We start from the raw sequence: 20,460 nt of genomic DNA, 5'->3' as shown, positions 1-20,460 counted from the left end.
AAGGGATGTGTCATTTATGGACAACGAAAAACCAATTGTTGATTTTGGTGCGATCCGAGATGCACTTGGGAAAGACTTTGAACCCGTGCAAGTATTGGATGGTCAAGCTAAAGTAATTAAACCAGAAATTGTCTCTAAATATTCAAACGAACAACTCGTTGAATTCTTTAAATTAATGTTATGGGAACGGACGTTACACCAACGTTCCAACGCGTTGACGCGGCAAGGGCGCTTAGGATTTTATGCGCCAACTGAAGGTCAGGAAGCCAGTGAAATGGGTAGTAACGCCGCGATGAAGAAAACCGACGTTTTAATGCCTGCTTACCGTGATATTCCACAATTGATTCAACACGGATTACCTGTTTATAAAGCGTTCCTATGGTCTCGTGGTCATGTCTTGGGTAACGAATATCCCGAAGATTTCCATGCAATGCCACCACAGATTATTATCGGCGCGCAATATGTGCAAGCTGCTGGTGTCGCCTTAGGGATTAAGAAGAATGGTACCGAAGACAAGGTTGCTTACACATACACTGGTGATGGTGGGACGTCGCAAGGTGACTTCTATGAAGGGATGAACTTTGCCGGAGCCTTCGAAGCACCGGCCGTCTTCATTGTTCAAAACAATGGTTATGCCATTTCAGTACCACGGCGCAAGCAAACAGCTGCGAAGACGTTGGCTCAAAAAGCAGTTGCTGCCGGTATTCCAAGTGTTCAGGTCGATGGGATGGACTTCCTAGCTGTTTATGAAGTAACAAAGGCCGCCCGGGAATACGCTGCTGCTGGCAACGGTCCTGTCATGATTGAAACGCTGACATACCGGTTTGGCCCGCATACGAATGCTGGGGATGATCCTAAGCGTTACCGGACTAAGGACGAAGAACAACCTTGGTTCGATAATGATCCATTGATTCGTTACCGTAAGTACTTGACTGATCAAGGTGTTTGGTCAGAAGATCAAGAAAACGAATACGTTGAACAAGTTAAAGAAGATATCAAGGCTGCTGTTAAACAAGCAGATGAAGCACCAAAGCAAAAAATGACCGAATTCTTGGGGAATGTTTTTGAGGAACAACCACAAAACATTCAACAACAAATTACGGAATTCCAAGCAAAGGAGTCGAAGTAACATGTCAAAGAAAACGTATATTCAAGCGATCACCGATGCACTTCGATTAGAACTCGGGTCAGACGAAAAGACCTTAGTTTTTGGTGAAGATGTTGGTAAAAACGGTGGGGTCTTCCGGGCAACCGATGGCCTGCAAGCCGAATTTGGTGAAGATCGTGTTTTTGACACTCCTTTAGCAGAATCCGGTATTGGCGGTTTATCAATTGGGTTGGCATTGGAAGGTTTCCGGCCAATCCCCGAAATTCAATTCCTGGGCTTCATTTTTGAAACTTTGGATTCAATTGCTGGTCAGATGTCACGGGAACGTTTCCGGACTGGTGGCACGCGGCATATGCCGATTACCATTCGTTCACCATATGGTGGTGGGACGCATACACCGGAAATGCACGCGGACTCATTAGAAGGCTATTTAGCTCAAATTCCTGGTTTGCGGGTCGTAACGCCATCTAATCCATACGATGCCAAGGGGTTATTGATTTCCTCGATTCGGAATAATGATCCAGTTTTCTTCCTTGAAAACTTGAAGTTATACCGGTCAATGAAGGCCGATATTCCGGATGAAGCTTACACCGTTCCGTTAGACAAAGCTAACGTGGTTCGTGAAGGTACTGATATTTCCTTGATTGCCTACAGTGCACAAGTTAACCAGTCACTGAAGGTTGCGGAAAAGCTTGAAAAAGAAGGCATCTCCGTTGAAGTTGTTGACTTACGGACTTTGTCACCTTTAGATGAAGAAACAATTCTGAAGTCCGTTCAAAAGACTGGTCGGGCCGTTGCGATTCAAGAAGCGCAACGTCAAGCTGGTATTGCAGCGAACGTTGCTTCACTGATTGCTGAAAAGGGTGCACTTTACCTCAGTGCCCCAGTTGGCCGGGTGTACGCACCAGATACGGTCTACCCATTCGGATTAGCAGAAGACGATTGGCTACCAGCTGAAGATGAAATTGAAGCAAAAACCCGTGAAATCTTGAACTATTAATCAGGACGCGGCATCGAAAAACAGTCACCTGAGACTGTCATGAAAGGAAGTTATCCAATGGCTTACGAGTTTAAATTACCAGAGCTTGGTGAAGGTCTTGAAGAAGGCGAAATTGCATCATGGCTCGTAAAACCTGGTGATGAAGTCAAAGAAGACGATTCTCTAGTTGAAATTCAAAATGATAAATCGGTGGAAGAACTACCATCGCCAGTAAGTGGTAAAGTGATTGATATTTTAGTTCCAGAAGGCGAAACCGCTAAAATCGGTGATGTCATCGTCACGATCGACGATGGTTCCGGTGACGCTGCCCCAGCGGCTAAGGCTGAAACACCAGCCCCTGCGAAGGCGGATGCACCGGCAAGTGAAGCTGCTGAAACGCCAGCTGCTGCGCCAGCACAACCAACGGGGACCCCGGCTGCGGGCGATCCTAACAAGCGGGTTTTGGCAATGCCGTCTGTTCGACAATACGCACGGGATAAGGACATCGACATCACACTAGTTACGCCTACTGGTGCCCATGGTCAAATCACAAAGCAAGATATTGACAGTTACACGGGTGCACCAGCGGCAACGGGTGCTAAACCGGCAGCTACGCCAGCGACAACGGCTCCGGCTGCAAGTGAAGCACCAGCACCAGCACCAACACCAGTTAAACCATACGTTTCTGACACACCTGAATTAGAGACGCGTGAAAAGATGACGCCAATTCGGAAGGCAATCTCTAAGGCTATGGTGAACAGTAAACACACCGCGCCACATGTTACTTTATTTGATGAAGTTGAAGTGAGTGCGTTGATGGCACACCGGAAGAAATACAAGCAAGTTGCTTTGGATCGCGACATCCATCTGACCTTCTTACCATACTTCGTGAAAGCTTTGGTTGCGGTTTTACAACAATTCCCAGAATTGAACGCGTCGATCGATGATGCAAACAAGGAAATTGTTTACAAACACTACTTCAATATTGGGGTAGCTACCGATACTGACCGTGGATTGTTAGTGCCAAATATTAAGCACGCTGAAGGTAAGGGCTTGTTTGCAATTGCCAAAGAAATTACTGACAATACGCAAAAAGCTTACGATGGCAAGTTAAAGGCCAGTGAAATGAGTGGTGGCTCCATTACCATTAGTAATATTGGCTCAATTGGTGGCGGCTGGTTTACCCCAGTTATCAACCAACCGGAAGTTGCCATTTTAGGTGTTGGGCGTATCGGTAAGGAACCTTACGTCAATGACGATGGTGAAATCGTTGTTGGTAAGATGCAGAAGTTGTCCTTGAGTTTTGATCACCGTCTGATTGATGGTGCAACGGCACAACGGGCAATGAACTTATTGAAGCAATTGCTACATGATCCAGAATTACTTTTGATGGAAGGATGAGGTCAGAATGGTTGTAGGAGATTTTGCTGAAGAACGCGATACAATGATCATCGGCGCGGGCCCTGGGGGTTACGTCGCTGCGATTCGGGCCGCGGAACTCGGCCAAAAAGTCACCGTGGTGGAAAAGGAATATATCGGTGGTGTCTGCCTTAACGTTGGCTGTATTCCATCCAAAGCCTTGATCAGTGCTGGTCATCGGCTACAAGAAGCCAAGGACAGTAAGATCTTTGGTATTAAAAATATTCAGGATCCGGTGTTAGATTTTAAAGTGACCCAGGACTGGAAAGACCATCAAGTTGTTGATCGGTTGACCGGTGGCGTTGAAATGTTGCTCAAGAAGCATAAGGTGGAAGTGGTCCGTGGGGAAGCCTATATGCATGACAATCATACCTTACGGGTAATGAACGGCGACCATACTGGTCAGACTTATAAATTCAAACATTTGATTATCGCAACTGGCTCACGGCCAGTTGAAATTCCGGGCTTCAAATTTAGTGGCCGGGTCGTTGACTCGACAGGTGGCTTGAATTTGCCCGAAGTACCTAAGGAATTAGTGGTTATCGGTGGTGGGTACATTGGCTCAGAATTAGCTGGCGCCTATGCCAACCTCGGTGCTCACGTGACGATTCTTGAAGGGACACCGCAAATCTTGCCTAACTTCGAAAAAGACATGGTCAAGCTTGTCTTGAACAGCTTTAAGAAGAAGGGTGTTGACGTCATTACTAATGCGATGGCGAAGAACTCCGAACAAGATGACAGTGGCGTCACGGTCACCTACGCCGTTGACGGGAAAGAAACTGAGATCCATGCTGATTATGTCATGGTCACCGTTGGTCGGCGCCCTAATACTGACGACATGGGCTTGGAATACACTGACGTCAAGTTGACGAAGCGTGGCCTGATTGAAGTTGATGAACAGGGACGGACGGCCGCTGAAGATATTTTTGCGATTGGCGATATTGTCGCTGGTGCCGCACTGGCACACAAAGCGTTTGCTGAAGCTAAAGTTGCTGCTGGTGCCATCAGTGGCAAGAAGACGGCGAACGACTACGTTTCAATTCCGGCAGTGTGCTTCACTGATCCAGAATTGGCAACAGTCGGCATGACGAAGGCTGAAGCTGAAGCGGCGGGCTTACAAGTGAAGACGTCCAAGTTCCCGTTTGCTGGCAATGGTCGTGCAATTTCTTTGAACTCCATGGACGGCTTCTTCCGTCTTGTAAGTACGAAGGACGAAGGCACCATTGTTGGCGCGCAAATTGCCGGCCCGGGTGCTAGCGATTTGATTTCTGAACTAAGTGTTGCGGTCAATGGTGGTATGAACGTCGAAGACCTTGCTTTGACGATTCATCCACACCCAACCTTAGGTGAAGTAGTTCAAGAAGCTGCGGATGAAGCGATGGGTTACCCAACGCATATCTAAAGCGGATGATGACTTAATAAAAGTTTGAGGCCAGCGCCTCAAACTTTTGTTTTACATAAGATGTGGTAGCTGGTGTACCACTTCAAAATGGGCTGCATGGGAAACGCGAATTAGAACGTGCTCAGAAAAATTGAAAGCTGGGTTGGTCAAGATTGCCTAATTGGAACGGTGCGTGCAACCTTGGTATCCGGCACAAATATCGTGACTCAGCGGGCTAACTTTTCCGTGCACAGTGGTCTATGACGATGAAGCATCAAACTGCGCTTGCTTCGGGGGCAAGTGGCAAATTGGTTGGGCATAAATGTTACAAAAGGGTAAGCTTTTTGTTAACATTTACTTGAATTCATTGACAGCTCAGGTACAATTATTAGCGAAGGTTGGAGGGATTGAAATGATTAATACAGTAATTATTCGGGGATTATTCGAGTTCGTACAACAATTAATATTAGTCGCAATTGCCAAAGATTTGCCAGTGAAATTAGTGGTCGCAACGGGTGCCGACGAAGCGCCACGCTACCAAGCGCTGGTGACTGCGAGTTTAACTTGTCGTCAGTTTACATTAGCTGCACAGGCTAAACCAGATTATTCGCAAGCAGATAGCTTGATTATTGGAAATTTAGTACCGTTGGCTAGTGATCGTGATGCCAGTGGTGATTTAAAGGCGACCCTGCCGTTGTTTCGCACATTCGTGAATGATGCGATGGGCGCCGGGTTTAACGGAAAAATTATCTTGGCTGGTAGCAATGACGCAGTTTTAAGCGTTTTGGTCGCACGTTTTAGTGGCATTGATCATTCTAAAGTAGTCGGACTAGGCACCTTGCCACAGAGTCGATTACTAGAGCAACTGTTACGCCAGCAATTAAGTGTTGGTCCAGCGGATGTGCGTGCATTCGTGGTTGGAACTGCGGCGGCACACCTAATCTCATGGAGTCGCTCATATATTGGACCAGCGCCCGTGATGACTTACTTGGCTAACCAGGATATCAGTTTTGGGATGGACGAGATGAGTGAAGCGACGGAGCAGATCGATGACCCCACGATTGTTACTAATCAGACCTTGAGTGTGTTAGCATTAGTACAAGTACTCAATGCATTTTACGCGCAGACGCCGTTTATCGGTACCGTGACAAATATCCAGACACTTGTCGATGACGACCAGCTGGTTGGTTTGTCATCGCCGGTGTTGATCAGCGCTAACGGAATCAAACGCATGGCGGATATGGTGCTATCTGATGACGAGCAGAAAGAATACGCTGAGATTGCGGGCCAGGTTCGTGAAGAACTTGACCGGGTCACAGCGGGGGAGTTGGATGAAGATGCCTAAAAATAATGATAATTATCAGTACCCACTTGATGAGACGTGGACCACTGCCGAAATCATTAAAGTGACGACCTTTTACCAAGCTATCGAAGCCGCTAATGAAGGGTCGATCGCTACGGCAGATTTGCTGGCGGCTTATCGTGAATTTAAGACGGTTGTTCCGGCCAAGTCGGAAGAAAAGCGACTGGCTCGCGATTATGAGGCTGCCTCGGGTTATCGGATTTATCAGACGATGCGGGCGGCTCAGGAGACGAACAAACAGCGATTTCAATACCGAGACTAGGTGACTTAACGTGCAAACGAATGTGGTGAAACAGTTAAATCAGAACATGCAAGCTGTGATGCAAACGGCGCGAAGGCAAGTATTGGCGAAGATGGGAACCCACTTAACGGTCGCGGAGAAGACCAGTCGGCGTGATTTGGTGACTAACGTGGACCATAGCAATGAAGACTTTTTGGTAGGTCAGATTCGCGCTTTGGACCCGGTCGCGAAGATTCTAGCTGAGGAAGGAACCGGCGACCAAGTCACCGACATGACCGGTCATGTCTGGATCGTTGATCCAATTGACGGGACCATGAATTTTGTGCATCAGCGTAATCATTTTGCGATGATGGTGGGCTTGTATGTTGACGGTAAACCAACACTGGGCTATATCTTTGATGTCATGGCGAATAAGCTATATGCTGGCGGTCCTGAAGTAGGCGTCACGCTTAACGGACAGTTGTTGGCTGCACCCGCGGATGTCGACTTGAGTGCGGGGTTGTTTGGTGCGAGTGCGCCGTTATTGATTCAAGACCGCTTCAATATGCAGACTGTCATTGCACAGTCACTGGGCGCGCGAATCATGGGCAGTGCGGGTATTCAAATCAGCCAGGTTTTAGCTGGCGAGCTAGTCGGTTATCTGTCATACTTGCGGCCATGGGATTTTGCAGCCGGTCGGGTTCTCGCTGAAAGCCTCGGACTAGTTGTGTCAAGAGTTGACGGCAGCCCGGTTAATATGTTATCATCGGGTGCTGTACTGATAGCGACAAAGCGCGCACAACGCTCAATTTTGGCAATCGTCTAGTAAGTAGTGGGACTGTGACCCATATGTCACAGTTTTTTTATGTCAATGGATGAAAGCCGCTGAAAACGTCGTTATGAAGGTTTCAAGTTGAAGCTATGACTTGATAGTAACGGCGGATTGTATTAATATATGTAAGATTTCTGCTGTCGAAGATAGCCAGAATTTTGAAGGATGAAAGGAAGATCAATTTTGAAATTTAGAGATGATATCCGCAACATTGCCATTATTGCCCACGTTGACCACGGTAAAACGACGTTGGTTAACGAAATGCTTAAACAATCGGATACCCTTGACGAACATGTCCAGATTGACGATCGGGCGATGGACACTAATGCCATTGAAAAGGAACGCGGTATCACGATCCTTTCGAAAAACACGGCCGTACGTTACGGCGACAAACAAATTAACATTCTAGATACGCCAGGACATGCTGACTTCGGTGGTGAAGTTGAACGAATCATGCGCATGGTTGACGGGGTATTACTCGTTGTTGATGCGTTTGAAGGAACGATGCCTCAAACTCGGTTTGTTTTGAAAAAAGCTTTGGAACAACACTTAACACCAATCGTTGTTATTAACAAAATCGACCGTCCCGGTGCACGTCCTGAAGAGGTCGTTGACGAAGTGTTAGACCTGTTCATCGAATTAGGTGCTGACGAATCACAATTAGACTTCCCAGTAGTTTACGTTTCAGCTTTAAATGGAACTTCTAGCTACGAATCAGACCCTGCTAAGCAGGAACACACGATGCAACCAATCTTTGATACGATCATCAAGACGATTCCATCACCAATTGACAACTCTGACGAACCGTTACAATTCCAAGTGGCCTTATTAGACTACAACGATTATGTTGGTCGGGTTGGTATCGGCCGGGTCTTCCGTGGTACGATCAAGGTTGGTGACAGTGTGTCTGTCATGAAGCTTGATGGTAGCAAGAAGAATTTCCGCGTAACCAAGTTATTCGGGTTCTTCGGTCTTCAACGTTTGGAAATCAATGAAGCCCACGCCGGTGACTTAGTTGCCGTTTCTGGGATGGAAGATATCAACGTTGGTGAAACGGTTGCTGATTCAGCCAATCCTGAAGCATTGCCAATCTTACGGATCGACGAACCAACTTTACAAATGACTTTCGGCACGAACTCCTCACCATTTGCTGGTAAGGAAGGTAAGTTCGTGACTGCCCGTCAACTTGAAATGCGGTTGAAGGCCGAACTTGAAACCGATGTTTCACTTCGGGTCGATGATACTGACGAACCTGGTTCATGGGTCGTTTCTGGTCGTGGGGAATTGCATTTGTCAATCTTAATTGAAACGTTACGGCGTGAAGGTTATGAATTACAAGCATCTCGTCCAGAAGTTATCTATCGCGAAATTGATGGTAAGCGTTGCGAACCATTTGAATCGGTTCAAATCGATACGCCAGATGAATATACTGGTTCAATTATTGATACCTTATCAAAGCGTAAGGCTGAAATGAAGAATATGGAAAGTACTGGTAATAACCAAACCCGGTTAACTTTCTTAGCACCTTCACGAGGCTTGATCGGTTATTCAACTGAATTCCTTTCATTGACGCGTGGTTACGGAATCATGAACCATACGTTCTCTGAATACTTGCCAGTTATTCCTAACTGGAACCCAGGCCGTCGTAACGGTGCTTTGGTTTCAATCAACCAGGGTAAGACCACGACATACGCCACGATGGGTATTGAAGACCGCGGAACGATTTTTGTTGATCCCGGTACCGAAGTATATGAAGGTATGATCGTTGGCCAAAACAGCCGCGAAAATGACATTTCAGTTAACATTACTAAGGGTAAGAACATGACCAACGTGCGTTCTTCTAACAAGGATTTGACGGCGACAATCAAGACGCCAACGCATTTGACATTGGAAGAATCGCTTGAATTCTTGAATAGTGACGAATTCTGCGAAATTACCCCAGAACATGTTCGCTTGCGGAAACGTATTTTGAACACGAACTCCCGTGAAAAAGAAGCTAAAAAGCGTAAAATGAACAAGTAAGTTGATTACTCGAAAGCACGTCCTTAATAGGGCGTGTTTTTTTGTGCCACTTTGTCGCAGGTGGTACCACCCAAGAACGGGAGGAAGTCGGCAAAGTTAATCCATACCGCACTAATGGTTACAGTGTTCATTTAAATGGAAATAATGATTGATAAAATGTTATTCAGAGTATGGTATTAGTTTATAGGGTAAAAAAGGTCCATTGACACTTATGACCCCGCAAAATGGTATTGAATTTGGGAGGTGTGACCATCGTGAAAAAAATTAATAAGTTGATGATCTTAGGCATGCTCGTTTTTGGGATAACGGGAGTAACGACAATTAATCCTGCTATGACAACTACCGCCGATGCCAGCACCAATATCACCATTGATGGCAAGATGAACGACTGGAAAGATGCGACGTTAACGGAGGGCTATAATGGTTACACGGCACTCGCGAGTGCTGGCCAGTATGTCAATGTTTACGTCAAGATGAAAAATGGTGCTGTGCCAGGATATGGCGACTATAATTTCACTATTGATGGTAAGACGTATTATATTTGGTCTAAGAATATTTCAGGTAGTGTTAGCTCGGGAACGGTCAAGTCCTTCACATTAACTGGTGGTAAATGGAATGAAGGCACACAATATGGGGCTGTCGGAACGGGATATGTGACCAATGACGGTTCGCATAATTATGCCGAATTTCAAATTGACTTAACCAAGTTAGGACTAAGTGACAGTGCGAGTGGTAAGCAGATTTCGATGGTCAATCTGAACATCGGTAATGCTCCTACTACTAGTACAGTTGGAACAATTCCCGCGTCTTCGACTAGCTCAAGTAGCAGTACTAGTTCAAGTACTAATGCAAATTCTGCGACCAGTTCCTCAGCTGGAGTGATTACTGATAAAGATACCTCCGCTTCTAAGGCGTCTTCGACGACGGACAATAATGCGGCCAATGACAATGATAATCTCAATATTAAAATCGATGGTAACTTTAATGACTGGAAAAACGTGACTCTGACCGAGGGTTATAACGGCTATATGGCAATGGTCAGTGACGGGAAGTACGTCTACGTTTATGTCAAGATGAAGTACGGGCAGGTGCCCGGTTACGGGGATTATAACTTCGACATTAGCGGCCAAAAGTATTACGTGTGGTCCAATGAGATGCCTAGCTCGCAAAGTGACGGGGCGGTCAAAGCCGTCTCATTTACGGGTGGTAGCAACAATGAGGGCCATCAGTACGGCACGGTCGGTAATGGTTATGTTTCTCAATCCGGTTCACATTCGATTGCTGAATTCAGAGTGAATTTGAGCAAATTTGATATTTCAACGATGACTGGTCAAACGATTACGATGACCAATCCGAATATCGGTAATCAAAAAATGACCGTAGCCGGTGGCTCAACTGGTCCGTACGTAATTTCCGGTGTCGGTGTCGTAATCGTTGCTTGGGGATACTTTAAATTCCGCAAGCGGCGTCGATTAACTGCAACGGATTCATCGACCACTAAGAACTAATGCTTGATTACACGTTATACTCGTTATGATTTAGCATTAACTATGATTAAAACGTGCCAAGTTTAGATTGTTGTTCGTCAGCCGGTGCGCGTCCTATTCCGACCTCCGGGGCTGGGTGACAATTGCTGGAACGCAGCCAACGTCGATTTGAGTTAACGCATAACCCGCATCATCTCAAATACGAGTCTTATTCTAAGCCGGAAGAAAATCACTTCCGACTAAGAATAATTTGGCTACTGAGCATTGTCACCCAGCCCCTACAGTCGGGAACCCGCTCGAATGGCTGATGAACGGCCACTTAACTTGGTACAATTGGTCGTTGGCTATTTTGATACTGGAACTTTAAGCGAGACGTTAAGGTTACATTAACCACTTTGTTGAAACGTTCGATTATTACTACGGTGATCCCGAAATAGTGAGCTATCACAACGTCACTTTCTGCCTGACAGTTGATTGACAAAATTACTGTTTATGAAGAACAATGACAAGTCCACCAAATGTTGAGTACGCACATGTCTGCCATTCGAATACCATCCCGACTGGAAGGCGTTTCTGACAATGCCCAGTGGTGAAAGGCCAGTATTTGAGACGTGTTTTTCGGCTCAAATCTGTGCCCACCACGTTCCGGCAATTGTCAGAAATGCCTGGAGGTCGGTGTAGGACGAACCAACTAAGCAGATTTACGCTAACCCGAACTGTTTCCAGCGGGCCGAAGCTGGCTGCTCTTGAACTTACACAACTTGGCACGCTTTAATCATGATTCAAGCTAGTTTAACGTGCAAAGTGTGGATTGAATCGATAACTATTGAATTAATGACACCAAATTTACTGACAATCAATTCATAACCACCGACGGCTGAGGCGCGTCGGTAAGCTAATTAATAGGACTGATGTACGATGAATGTAAAAATCCTACTAGGGATTCTGATATGGTTATACGGACTGTCAGTGCTCAAACGAGCTCGGCTATCTGCTTTCTCTTTTATTGTGGGAAGCGCCGGGCTCTTTTTTATATTAACCGCAATTAGTCGCCCGTATTGGGTGTGGTTCTTTACCCATGCTGTGATTCATGGTGTTGCGCTGTTTAGCGACGTGAGTGGGTGGTGCCACATCATGTTTAAGATGGGATTGGTCTACATTACGAATAGTGGTAACCCAGTCGTCATGTCGATCGATTATGAGTGTTCCGGAATTATCGAAACTTGTGCGTTTGTTTCGTTGGTCGCTTTTTACCCCGCCTATCACCGCCGCGAGAAGGTGTTTTATGGCGTTTTTGGACTGTTGTTTATTTACTTGATCAATGTTCTGCGACTCATCGTTGTGATAGTCATCGTTCATTTTGGTGGTGGGCAATCATTCTTCATGGCCCATTCGGTGATTGGACGGCTGTTGTTCTATGTACTCGTTATTATCTTGTATTACAACGTCTTTACCTATTCGCAATTGGCCCGGGGGCTTTATCAGCGATTCATTGATTGGAGGGATCGGATACTGTGATGTACTGGCTAAATCTGGCACTGACCAGAATGGGATTTTGGATCACGTGGGCCTTGGTACCGATCGTAGTCGAGATTATTCCCGCCATCCTGTCAACAATCAAGTTAATGTATTTGCACCGACAAACGGTAAAGCCCCAAGCGCCGCAAAAGTGGCCGTGGGTAACCATTATTGTACCGGTTTATAATTCTGAAGATACCTTATTTGACTGCATCCGCTCGATTGATAACCAAACGTATGATAAGAAGGCCATGCAAATCATTCTTGCCAACAATCAGAGTACTGATGATAGCTTTGGGGCATATGCCCGGGCTCAGAATGCATTTCCCAATTTATTTCTGCGCTATGTCAATACGGATAAAGGTAAGGCGCGTGCATTAAACGCGGCGATTTATGAGAGTATTGGAAGTTATGTGATCAATATTGACAGCGACGGCTTGTTGGAACCGAATGCGGTCAAGAACATGGTATTGCGGTTCGAAAGTGACGAGTCGATTGCGGCGATGACCGGAGCAGTATTACCACAGCGGGAGTTAGTCAAACAGGTTTCCGGCTGGTGGCATCGGTTATTGGCTAAGAACGAGTACTATGAATATGCCCAGGCCTTTCTTTCAGGTCGGACCATTGAATCGTTTCGTGATCAACTGTTCACCATGTCAGGCGCCTTTTCGGCATTTCGACGTGAAGTGCTAATGGAGACCTTTTTGTACGATACAGATACGATCGGTGAAGATACGGATATGACGTTTCAGATTCGAACTCGACTAGGTAAGAAAGTCGTGATTTGCGCGAATGCGATTTTTTATGTCGCACCCATTTCGGGCTTTTCAGAGTTATATACCCAGCGGCAGCGGTGGCAACGCGGCGAATTAGAGGTTGCTCAGCACTATATGTCCCAAACTGCTAGTATTACTGGCTTTTTCAAAGACTTTCTCGTTCGGCGGATCATGATTGACCACACGTTCACGTTTCCACGCATGATTTGGACGTTTGCGACCATCGTTTTGATTGCCTTTGGTTATTCAACGGTGGTCGTCGGCTTATCTTATATCTTGATTTATGGGCTGTACGTCTTGGTGGATGCAATCAACTTTATTAGTGTGGGCATCTTACTGAAGCCTTATCCCAAGGAGCAGCAGTTTTATTTGCACTTATGGTGGTTAACGTTGACGTTGCCACTGTACATGTTTTTAACCGCGTGGATTCGGTTGATTGGTGTTATCAATGCGATGACGACTCAGGCAGCTTGGAAGATGCGGGGGTTCACCGAAGAATGGCAGCGGGTGTGGGCAGTTTTACATGATGATGCCCACACGATTCGGCAGCATTATCGACAACGCCGGAAAGGAAAATGAGTTAAAGCGACACATCTGCTGGTGATAGGATCTCAAGTCCAGTGGGGAGGAAATCCTGATCTTGCAGTCCAAAAATGTGCCGGTTCAACCAAAGCAGAGTAACGATGAGACGTTATATTTACCAATTTAGTCAAAAAATGATTACGAGTATTTGGTGGTTACTATTTGCGCCAATGCTGTTATTTGCCGTGGTATCGCCGAATATTATCTTAGGGGATAATGCCACCTTTGGGACGAGTACGACCTTGTTGACGACGGGGTTGATTATTGTCATTGTGGCCGTGTTGATTATGAATTATGCCTATCCACGCGTTCATCGGGGGCTATATCGACTATTGATCACCCATCAGATTCGGACGGCAGGTGGGTTGCTAGCCCTTGTTTTCATTGGGCAGATCGTGTTCGTAACCTTTGTCCATCCCGTCAGTGGTTTTGATGCTGGGATGCTCCACTACGCCGCTACCAGTGCGAAGCACGTCCAAGAGGTGGGCGTGACGGCGTATTATAGTCTTAATCAAAATAACATGCCAATCATGCTCTTTATGCACTGGCTATCAGAAGTGACGGGGCAAACGTCGTGGCAATTCTTTAATTACCTGACACTGTTGTTTGTTGATTTGTCAGCAGCCTTCAATATACTGAGCGTGTTGGTGGTTCGGCGCTCAGCGTTAGGGATTGCGATGTATTTGCATGCCGGGTGGTTGGCGGTTTTTCCCAGTATCATCATGCCGTATACGGATGCCTGGGGATTACCGTTGGTCTCGTTTTTTATGCTGTGCTATTTCGTGATGAGTCAAACGAAGCGACCGCCGTTACTGCGTGTGGCAGCTGCGGTCGGATTTGGTGTAAGCGTGGCATTAACGTACTTCATGAAACCGTCATCGATTATTCCGGTAATCGCCATTGCCATCATCAGCTGTTTAGCACGTTTGCGGTCGCGGCAGGGTTCACAAACGACGATGATTTTTGTGACGGTCGCCATGGCAATTTTGATGCTGGAAAGTGCCGGTATCACTTATCACTATACAAATCAAGCCATTCAGAACCAGACGTATATCAAAATCGATAAATCAAGGTCGATTCCGGCGATTCATTTTATGGCTATGGGTGTTTACGGCTCCGGTGGGTACAGTGAAAAGCAGGCGATCCAGATGGCCGTTTTGCCAACCAAGGCGCAAAAAACGGCGTATTCGATCAAGATGCTGAAGCGACAACTCAAAAAACTGGGACCGTGGGGCTACCTTGAATTTTTGGTAAAAAAGCAACGCAACAATACCGCTGACGGGACCTTTGGCTGGTTGAAGGAGGGTAATTTCTTCCGCGAAAATCAAAAGCCAAGTGATCAGGGTTTTAGTAATTGGTTAAAAAACTTTATTTATTTATACGGTCGCCATATTGCGGATTTCCGATTCGTGGCGCAACTGTGGTGGATCACATTACTCGTGATTATTGCGTTAGGCTTTGGGCCACGTCGCCAGTTGCTTCAACTACTCCGGTTGGCGATGATTGGTGGCTTTATCTTCCTCCTCTTATTCGAAGGTGGTCGGAGTCGGTATTTAATCCAGTACTTACCGTGTTTATTATTACTTGGTGTGTTCTCATTTGAGCGGGCCGTTGTAAATATTCGGCGCGTCGTGGATTGGTATCAACGTAAATTGCAAGCGGCAATTGCGGCAGATGAAGCTGAGTGAGCCGGCAATCGTCAGGACGTGTGATCCGTGATTGATGCAAGTGAGTTGTGAGTAAAGCAATAATAGCTGTGGTGAGGCCTAGATCAGGCGTCCCACGGCTATTTTGTTGTCTACATGATTCATCGTGAAGTTAGACGCGCGTTGGGGTATCACCGCTATTATGAGTGCCAATACGGTTCAATTCATCGCAATCAAGTACTAGACTAGTGGCCAAAGGTAAGTCTGTGAGGCGGGTTAAGGGGCAGGACGATAGGTGCTGCCAATCAAGTGCGTTTTGGACAAAAGACACCGGTTTGTAAATCAGTCATCCCAACTTGATTAAAAAACAACAAATTAATATGTGAAAATGCTGTGTTAAAATCGACTTATGCTATAATTGTTGCAAGCAAACAGTTCGCGTTATCGTGGGAATAATTCGAATTGAGATATTAATTAGGGTGGGATTTAAGCTCATGTGGAAAAAGTTGCACTATATGGACTATGTGCTGTTTATCCCGTATTTGATTCTCAGCGGGATCGGCGTAGTCATGGTCTATTCATCGAGTTCATACGTAGCCGCACAAAACGGTTCGACACCCACCGGTTATTTAGTTAAACAACTGATCTGGGTCGTCTTAGGCTTAGTGATCACCTTGGTTTGTATGAATTTGAAAATCGACATTTTTAAGCAAACCAGGTTACTTGGTATATTAGGGTTTGCAATGTTATTTGTTTTGGTTCTTCTCCGATTGATTGGCCAATCAATTAATGGGGCAGCTGGCTGGATCATTTTGGGGCCAGTCTCGATTCAACCAGCTGAATTTTGTAAGTTTTACTTGATCATTTACTTGGCATCCATCATTTCTCAACGTGAGGCGCATTTTGGGGTGGCCCGGATGCGGGAATTGGGTGCTCAGTTTGTGATGTTATTCGCGATGATTTTATTGATTTTTGTGCAACCGGACCTTGGTGGCGCCACGATTAATTTAGCCATTGCGGCAGTTATTTTGTTTGCAAGTGGCATTTCATACTTTGTGGGTGTTGGTGTCTTTGCTGGGGCGGTTGCCGCATTTGAGTGGATCTTAGTTCCCCTAGTGAGTCGCTTACCCCAGAGTGCCTTTGCAAATTCTTATCAGTTACGGCGGTTCCTCGGTTTTTTGAATCCGTTTAAGACGGCTTCCGGGGCTGGGACGCAGCTGGTCAACTCTTACTATGCCATCTCAAATGGCGGCCTGACAGGGGTCGGAATCGGGAATAGTTTGCAAAAACGCGGCTATTTACCCGAACCGAACACTGACTTTATTATGTCGATCACCTCTGAGGAGCTCGGATTAATCGGCATCTTACTCATAATGGGCTTACTACTTGTCATCGTGATGCGCACGATCTATATCGGTGTTCGTGCGACTAATACGTTCAACGCGTTGGTCTGTTACGGGGTCGCGGCCTACATGACGATTCAGGCATTTATTAATGTCGGTGGGATCGTTGGTTTGATTCCAATTACTGGGGTGACCTTCCCGTTCATGAGTTATGGTGGTTCTAGCATGATGGTATTGACGCTTTCATTAGGGTTGGTATTAAACATCAGCGCACTTGAAAAAATGGCGCGCCTTGATACGGTTCGACAGGCAGGCTAAGACGATTTTATTTGGAAATGAGGGATTTTGGTGAAGAAAGTATTAATTGCTAACCGTGGCGAAATTGCGACCCGGGTCATCCGTGCATGTCACGAATTGGGCCTTCAAACTGTTGCGATTTATGCCAAAGAAGATGAGTTTTCAGTTCACCGTTTTAAAGCTGATGAAGCGTACCTAGTAGGTGAGGGTAAGGCGCCGATTGCGGCTTACCTGGATATTGAAGATATTATTCGCATCGCTAAAGAAAATCATGTGGATGCGATTCACCCAGGTTACGGTTTTTTATCTGAAAATGCTACTTTTGCTCGGCGGATTGCTGAAGAAGGTATGACCTTCGTGGGTCCGAAGCCAGAGCACCTCGAGATGTTTGGTGATAAGATTACGGCCAAACGGGTGGCCCGTGATGCTGGTGTGCAGACGATTCCAAGTACCTTGCACCCGGTCACTAGCTTGAACGAGGCGTTACAATTTACCCAGCAATACGGTTACCCAATTATGATCAAAGCTGCTATGGGTGGCGGTGGTCGGGGAATGCGGATCGTTCACGAAGCTTCTGAATTACAAGAAGCGTTCGACCGTGCCCGTTCAGAGGCCATGCAATCCTTTGGTGATGATGAGATTTACTTAGAAAAATTCATCGCCAACCCCAAGCACATTGAAGTCCAAATTTTAGCGGATGCGCACGGCAATGTGATGCACCTGTTCGAACGTGATTGTTCGGTGCAGCGTCGTAATCAAAAGGTGATTGAATTTGCACCGGCCGTGGCCCTCCCAATCGAATTGCGGCAAAAAATTTGTAATGCGGCAGTCGACTTAATGAAGAGCGTCCACTATTTGAACGCCGCAACGGTTGAATTCTTGGTTGAAGGTGACCAGTTCTACTTCATGGAAGTTAATCCACGGGTTCAAGTTGAACATACGGTGACAGAAATGATTACCGAAATCGACATTGTTCACGCGCAGCTCAAAATTGCGATGGGTGGCGACTTATTCGAGGATTTACGATTACCACACCAAGACGCCCTGACATACAAGGGCGCGGCCATTCAGTGCCGGATTACGACGGAGGATCCAGCGAACGATTTTATGCCGGATACTGGTCGTATCGAGACGTACCGGTCGCCCGGTGGTAATGGGGTTCGTTTAGATGCCGGTAATACTTATTCCGGTGCAATCGTAACACCTTATTTTGATTCACTGCTTGTGAAGGCTTGTGTGGCGGCACGAAACTTCAAAGCGGCTGTTCATAAGATGCGGCGCGTCTTGGTTGAATTTGATATTCGCGGTGTGAAGACGAACATTCCATTTATGTTGAATGTGATTGACAACCCAACGTTCCAAGCTGGGGAAGCGGGGACTCGGTTTATTGATCAGACCCCAGCGCTCTTCAAATTTCCTGACGATACGCAACGTGAAGATAAGATGTTGAAGTATATTGGAAATGTGACGGTCAATGGCTTCGCTGACGTTGCCCAGCATTCGAAGAAGTACTATCCGGACGTTGAATTCAAGGACGACTTTCAACCGATCGCACCCGACATCGTCACGGCCAAAGACGTGTTAGATCAGCAAGGTGCGCAGGGACTACAACAGTGGTTGTTAGCCCAGAAGCAGGTGCTGTTAACGGATACGACCATGCGGGATGCACATCAAAGTCTGTTTGCGACGCGGATGCGGACCAAGGACATGCTCGCCGTTGCGGCAGCGTCACAAAAGGCGTTACCACAGCTATTCTCGTATGAGATGTGGGGTGGGGCGACCTTTGACGTTGCCTACCGCTTCCTCAACGAGAATCCGTGGAACCGACTCAAAGAGCTTCGCCAGGCAATGCCCCGGACACTCTTTCAAATGTTGTTCCGTGGGTCCAATGCGGTTGGATACCAGAATTATCCGGATAATGTGATTCGCGAATTTATCTTAGAAGCAGCTAAGAGTGGCATTGACGTCTTCCGTATTTTTGACAGTTTGAATTGGATTCCTCAGATGGAAAAGAGTATTCAGGCGGTTAAAGAGACTGGTAAGATTGCGGAAGCAACAATTTGTTATACGGGCGATATCATGGATCCTGATCGGCAGAAGTATAATCTTGATTATTACCGGCAGTTAGCATTGGATTTGCAATCAACTGGTGCCGATATTATTGCCATCAAGGATATGGCGGGCGTGTTAAAGCCAGAGGCCGCTTACGAATTGGTATCGACGTTGAAAGACACGCTGTCCGTGCCAGTTCATCTGCATACGCATGATACGACGGGTAACGGGATCTTTACTTACGCCCGGGCGGTGGAAGCTGGTGTTGACGTGGTCGATGTTGCTGCAAGTGCACTATCAGGTACAACCAGTCAGCCATCAATGAGTTCGTTATACTACGCGTTAGCCCACAATGATCGCCAACCCGATGTTGATATCAATAATGTTGAAGCTATCAATCGCTACTGGCAAGGTGTGCGGCCGTACTACCAAGACTTCTCGAACGGAATGACTGGTCCCCAAACGGACATTTACCAGACGCAGATGCCGGGTGGTCAATACTCCAACTTGCAACAACAAGCCAAGGCAGTTGGTCTCGGTGATCGTTGGGAAGAAGTTAAGACGATGTATGCGACGGTCAATGACATGTTTGGTGATATTATCAAAGTTACGCCAAGTTCCAAAGTCGTCGGTGACATGGCGTTGTTCATGATGGAAAATCACCTGACACCGGATGACGTTTACGATCAGGGAGCTAAACTTGATTTTCCAGCATCGGTTATCAACTTCTTTGCTGGCAATCTTGGTCAACCAGTCGGTGGTTTTCCAAAGAAGCTTCAGCAGATCATCTTGAAAGATCATCCGGCATTGACCGTCCGGCCTGGTAGTTTAGCTAAACCAGCTGACTTCGCCGCGGTCAAAACCGAATTGTCGGCTAAGCTAGGTCATGAAGCGAACCATCAGGAAGTGCTTAGTTACATTCTGTATCCGAAGGTCTTCATGGATTACGATGCTAGCCACAAGCGTTATGGGCATGTGTCACTCTTGGACACACCGACCTTCTTCCAAGGCATGCGGCTTGGCGAAACGGTCAATATTGAGTTAGCAAAAGGTAAGGCGATGATTGTTAAACTCAATCAGATCAGTGATCCCGATGTCGATGGTGTCCGGACACTTTACTTTAGTATCAATGGTCAAAATCAAGAGATTATGGTCAAGGACAATTCAATTCACCAATCAGCAACTAGCACGCGCAAGGCAGAACCAACTAACGAGGATGAAGTTGGGGCAACAATGAGTGGGTCTGTTTTGAAACTGTTAGTCAAGAAGGGCCAAACGGTCAAGAAGGGTGATCCATTACTTGTGACAGAAGCCATGAAGATGGAAACAACCATTCAAGCACCGGAAGATGGGGTCATCGAACATATTTATGTTAATGCGGGTGACGTCATTCAAACGGATGACCTTCTGCTAGAAATCGCACCACAATAAGGCT

14 protein-coding genes are annotated in these 20,460 nt (G+C 46.4%); all 14 read left to right on the top strand.

Annotated features, from left to right (window positions below):
• Nucleotides 1-16 precede the first annotated feature (16 nt).
• Nucleotides 17-1,129, top strand: coding sequence for a pyruvate dehydrogenase (acetyl-transferring) E1 component subunit alpha (gene pdhA, locus V7R88_RS08315; RefSeq protein ID WP_003644593.1), 1,113 nt, complete (start codon nucleotides 17-19; stop codon nucleotides 1,127-1,129).
• Nucleotide 1,130: 1 nt separating this feature from the next.
• The gene (locus V7R88_RS08310; protein WP_003639044.1) at nucleotides 1,131-2,108 is read left to right on the top strand and encodes an alpha-ketoacid dehydrogenase subunit beta; all 978 of its coding nucleotides are present in this window, start codon (nucleotides 1,131-1,133) and stop codon (nucleotides 2,106-2,108) included.
• 57 nt (nucleotides 2,109-2,165) lie between these two features.
• On the top strand, nucleotides 2,166-3,488 hold the full coding sequence (locus tag V7R88_RS08305; protein ID WP_057717482.1) for a 2-oxo acid dehydrogenase subunit E2: 1,323 nt from the start codon (nucleotides 2,166-2,168) through the stop codon (nucleotides 3,486-3,488).
• A gap of 7 nt (nucleotides 3,489-3,495) precedes the next feature.
• On the top strand, nucleotides 3,496-4,908 hold the full coding sequence (gene lpdA, locus V7R88_RS08300) for a dihydrolipoyl dehydrogenase (protein ID WP_057717483.1): 1,413 nt from the start codon (nucleotides 3,496-3,498) through the stop codon (nucleotides 4,906-4,908).
• Nucleotides 4,909-5,299: 391 nt separating this feature from the next.
• Entirely contained in the window at nucleotides 5,300-6,232 is a 933-nt protein-coding gene (locus V7R88_RS08295) for a hypothetical protein (RefSeq protein ID WP_057717518.1), read from the top strand.
• Nucleotides 6,225-6,512 (top strand): UPF0223 family protein, encoded by a 288-nt coding sequence (locus tag V7R88_RS08290; protein ID WP_371859719.1) that lies wholly within the window; start codon nucleotides 6,225-6,227, stop codon nucleotides 6,510-6,512. Before V7R88_RS08295 ends, V7R88_RS08290 begins: the two co-directional genes overlap by 8 nt.
• Before the next feature lie 10 nt (nucleotides 6,513-6,522).
• Nucleotides 6,523-7,296: an inositol monophosphatase family protein gene (locus V7R88_RS08285; RefSeq protein WP_057717485.1), complete on the top strand. Its 774-nt coding sequence runs from the start codon at nucleotides 6,523-6,525 to the stop codon at nucleotides 7,294-7,296.
• A 189-nt stretch (nucleotides 7,297-7,485) separates the two neighbouring features.
• Nucleotides 7,486-9,324, top strand: coding sequence for a translational GTPase TypA (gene typA / locus V7R88_RS08280; RefSeq protein WP_072535333.1), 1,839 nt, complete (start codon nucleotides 7,486-7,488; stop codon nucleotides 9,322-9,324).
• Nucleotides 9,325-9,578: 254 nt separating this feature from the next.
• Nucleotides 9,579-10,832, top strand: coding sequence for a Firmicu-CTERM sorting domain-containing protein (locus V7R88_RS08275; RefSeq protein WP_072535332.1), 1,254 nt, complete (start codon nucleotides 9,579-9,581; stop codon nucleotides 10,830-10,832).
• Between the two features lie 897 nt (nucleotides 10,833-11,729).
• The gene (gene xrtG / locus V7R88_RS08270; RefSeq protein WP_057717487.1) at nucleotides 11,730-12,329 is read left to right on the top strand and encodes an exosortase family protein XrtG; all 600 of its coding nucleotides are present in this window, start codon (nucleotides 11,730-11,732) and stop codon (nucleotides 12,327-12,329) included.
• Nucleotides 12,329-13,684, top strand: a complete 1,356-nt coding sequence (locus V7R88_RS08265) for a TIGR03111 family XrtG-associated glycosyltransferase (protein ID WP_080392643.1) — start codon at nucleotides 12,329-12,331, stop codon at nucleotides 13,682-13,684. The genes xrtG and V7R88_RS08265 overlap by 1 nt, the downstream gene beginning before the upstream one ends.
• 104 nt (nucleotides 13,685-13,788) lie before the next feature.
• Nucleotides 13,789-15,375 carry a TIGR03766 family XrtG-associated glycosyltransferase gene (locus V7R88_RS08260; RefSeq protein ID WP_057717489.1) on the top strand — a complete coding sequence of 529 codons (1,587 nt, stop codon included), beginning with the start codon at nucleotides 13,789-13,791 and terminating at the stop codon, nucleotides 15,373-15,375.
• 452 nt (nucleotides 15,376-15,827) lie between these two features.
• The gene (locus tag V7R88_RS08255) at nucleotides 15,828-16,994 is read left to right on the top strand and encodes an FtsW/RodA/SpoVE family cell cycle protein (protein WP_057717490.1); all 1,167 of its coding nucleotides are present in this window, start codon (nucleotides 15,828-15,830) and stop codon (nucleotides 16,992-16,994) included.
• A 30-nt stretch (nucleotides 16,995-17,024) separates the two neighbouring features.
• A complete protein-coding gene (locus V7R88_RS08250) occupies nucleotides 17,025-20,456 on the top strand; it encodes a pyruvate carboxylase (protein WP_057717491.1) in 3,432 nt (1,143 codons plus the stop codon).
• Nucleotides 20,457-20,460 lie beyond the last annotated feature (4 nt).

The organism is Lactiplantibacillus argentoratensis (assembly GCF_037290055.1).
Lineage (GTDB): Bacteria > Bacillota > Bacilli > Lactobacillales > Lactobacillaceae > Lactiplantibacillus > Lactiplantibacillus plantarum.
Note: the sequence above shows the minus strand (reverse complement) of the source record. Positions and strands in the feature narration are given on the sequence as shown.

Excerpts from the sequence above, each read along its gene's own strand:
- xrtG (WP_057717487.1), top strand. The coding sequence starts at position 11,730 with ATGAATGTAAAAATCCTACTAGGGATTCTGATATGGTTATACGGACTG.
- V7R88_RS08290 (WP_371859719.1), top strand. The coding sequence starts at position 6,225 with ATGCCTAAAAATAATGATAATTATCAGTACCCACTTGATGAGACGTGG.
- V7R88_RS08305 (WP_057717482.1), top strand. The coding sequence starts at position 2,166 with ATGGCTTACGAGTTTAAATTACCAGAGCTTGGTGAAGGTCTTGAAGAA.
- V7R88_RS08310 (WP_003639044.1), top strand. The coding sequence starts at position 1,131 with ATGTCAAAGAAAACGTATATTCAAGCGATCACCGATGCACTTCGATTA.
- V7R88_RS08295 (WP_057717518.1), top strand. The coding sequence starts at position 5,300 with ATGATTAATACAGTAATTATTCGGGGATTATTCGAGTTCGTACAACAA.
- V7R88_RS08255 (WP_057717490.1), top strand. The coding sequence starts at position 15,828 with ATGTGGAAAAAGTTGCACTATATGGACTATGTGCTGTTTATCCCGTAT.
- V7R88_RS08260 (WP_057717489.1), top strand. The coding sequence starts at position 13,789 with ATGAGACGTTATATTTACCAATTTAGTCAAAAAATGATTACGAGTATT.
- V7R88_RS08265 (WP_080392643.1), top strand. The coding sequence starts at position 12,329 with ATGTACTGGCTAAATCTGGCACTGACCAGAATGGGATTTTGGATCACG.
- lpdA (WP_057717483.1), top strand. The coding sequence starts at position 3,496 with ATGGTTGTAGGAGATTTTGCTGAAGAACGCGATACAATGATCATCGGC.
- pdhA (WP_003644593.1), top strand. The coding sequence starts at position 17 with ATGGACAACGAAAAACCAATTGTTGATTTTGGTGCGATCCGAGATGCA.